This is a genomic window from Frankia sp. CcWB2 (assembly GCF_977927585.1).
Window position 1 is genome coordinate 5,461 of record NZ_CDWRCM010000213.1, and the last position, 2,677, is coordinate 8,137.

1 protein-coding gene is annotated in these 2,677 nt (G+C 66.7%); it reads left to right on the top strand.

Going from position 1 to position 2,677, the window contains the following annotated elements:
• Positions 1-473: 473 nt before the first annotated feature.
• Positions 474-2,677: diguanylate cyclase domain-containing protein (locus ACY45C_RS18400; protein ID WP_462188815.1), on the top strand; the 2,204-nt coding region annotated here is incomplete at its 3' end.

The following is a 2,677-nucleotide window of genomic DNA, read 5'->3' on the forward strand; positions in this document are numbered from 1 at the left end:
CCCATAGTCGAGTTGATGTCGCCTGCCGACTGACCATCCAAGCCTTAAAGTATTCGGAACGACACTTCTAGTAGTCGAATCATCTTCGTTCGGCAATCTCCTCCATCCCACGGACGCGCCGGGTCACCCAGCCCAATACGCCGGTCCGTGTCGGCGCAAGCGGTGGAGTTCTGTCACGGGCAGCGGCCGGTGAAACTCGTGGCACAGATACTCGTATGCTCACCCACTACCGGGATGATTCGACGGCACGGAAAACAGAAAGTCTTCACTCACGGTAAGATCCGTCGAGTCCGGGCACGGTTGTCGGACGGGGCATATAGATGATCAGAGGTGGCCGAATCGGTGGGCGGCAAGCACCCGGACGAGTCACGGCCGCAATCAGAACCTCAGCGGCCCGGGCCGGATCGCGACTCCGGCGGCGATTCATCCACCCACTGATCGTCGGACTACTCACGGTTGCGGTCCTCGGTACCATGGCAATCTGGACGGGCTCCGATCTGCTGAGCCGGGAGAAGATAGACCGCCTCAACGAACGTTCCCAGCTGGTCGAGCGGCTCGCGCAGTGGGCGGCGATCGTCAACAACCCGGCGGCTATGCAGTCCGCGGCCGATCGGACGCCCTTCCAGCCCGGTGACCCCCTGGGGAACGAAGCCCTGCTCCCGCAGCTCCAGATCGCCCACTCCGACGATGTCATCCGGGTGGTTGCGCTACTCGACACCGCGGGCCATACCACGGCCTCCTATCCACGGGGGAACTCCATAGTCCCCACCGACCTGGGGCAGGCCTGGTCCGCTGCCTGGTCCGGGGTTCCCGCCGTGTCCCCCGTCTTCGCCCTCCACGATGGCCGCGTCAGAGCAACGGTGGTTCCCGTCGGCCGTCCGCGGCCCTGGGCCGTCCTGGTCTCCGTGTCCACCGAGGAGTCCAACCTCCAGTTCACCAACGGGATCGCGGCCCTGCTCGGGGTCGGCCGGGGCAGCATGTCGACGGTCGGCCCGGACGGGGTACCAATCGCCTCCACCGAGCCGGGCATGCTGGGTCGGCAGGTCCTCTCGACCGCCGATCTCTCCCGCTCCCAAGCCCAGCGTGGCGGTGCGCGGATCTGGGAGACAACCGAGAACGGCAAGAGGATCACAAACATCACGGCGGTGCAGCCGACGACGGGGTACCTGACCTACTTCCGGCAGGCCACGGACTCGCTGAACGCCGACCTCCGGGCCCGACGGAACCAACGGAATCTGACGTTGCTGGCCTTCACGCTGACGTCGGTCCTAAGGAGTCGAAATGAAATAACTTGCGCGTTTCGAACCCTCCACAGGCCTGTGACCTGCGATGATGCTCTCGATCACGTATTTGTTACTTCATTACGTCCCCTAAGCATCATCTTCGTCGGCCTGCTGCGGGAGGCGGCGGCTCGGCGTTCCCGGGCCGGGCTGTGCGCGTTGTTCGCGGCGGCCCATGACATCGTGCTGACAACCGACCTCACCGGACGGCTCACGTTCATCAGCCCCGCGATCGTCCCGTTACTCGGCCATTCCCGGGAGGCCTGGCTCGGGCGCAGGGTCGCGGATCTGGTGCACCCGGACGACGCGCACCGGCTCGTACGATTGATCGAAAACCCCGCTGCCGGGTCCCTGCTCAACATTCGGATGACGGCGGCGAACGGCACACCCCGGTGGTTCGACGTCGCGACCCGCCGCCTGTCTACCCGGGACGGATCCGGCGAGGTGCTGATCACCTGCCATGCGGTCGGTAAACGGAAGCAGCTGTTGGACCAGCTCGGCTATCAGGCGCGCCATGACGTACTCACCGGGCTGTGTAACCGGACCGCCTTCGAGGAGCAGCTCGAGGATGCCCTCGCCGCGGCTGCGGGCGTCGCGGTCCTGTTCATCGACCTCGACAGCTTCAAGCCGGTCAACGACACCTTCGGCCACGCGGCCGGCGACCGGGTGCTGCAGGTCATCGGTGGACGGATCCGAACAGTGCTGGGCCCCGACGATGTCGCCGGGAGGTTCGGCGACGACGAGTTCGGGATCCTGCTGCGGCGCGCGAACGAAATCGCCGCTCGCACCATGGCCGGTCGGGTCATCCGCGCGGTACGGGAACCGATTCTCGTCGACGGCTACGAAGTCTGCGTCGCCGCAAGCATCGGAGTATCGCTGGCCGTCAGCCGGCCCAGCCATTCCGGGCGGCTGCTGCGCGCCGCCGACGAGGCCATGTATAAGGCCAAGCAGGCTGGTCCGGGACGATATGCCATGGCGGACCCCCTGGCGGCCGAGACCACCACGGTGGAGCCCGCGGTAACCAGGCCCACCGCCGTCCAGTGCACGCCGGCCGAGACCGCCACGCTCGAAGCGCCCGCACCGTCCGCGCCCGTGCTCCTCGCCACTGACGAGATCACGCCGCGATCCCCGGTCATCCGACCGCGCTCGATGTCCTTCCCAGCCTTACCCAGATCCCCAGGCGCATCCGGATCGTCACCCGCGGGCCGGACCGGGCATCTGCTGTCTCCTCGACGCTGGCGGACAACCGTGCGCGAGCAGCTGGGGCGAGCCATCCCACTGCTCGTGCTGGGGACCGTCATCCTGGCCGCCACGGCGGTCACTCTGGAGATCGAAGATGCCAACCGGCGGCGAGACGAGGCCCAGCACATCGCCGAGGCTCACTCCCTCGTCCTCCG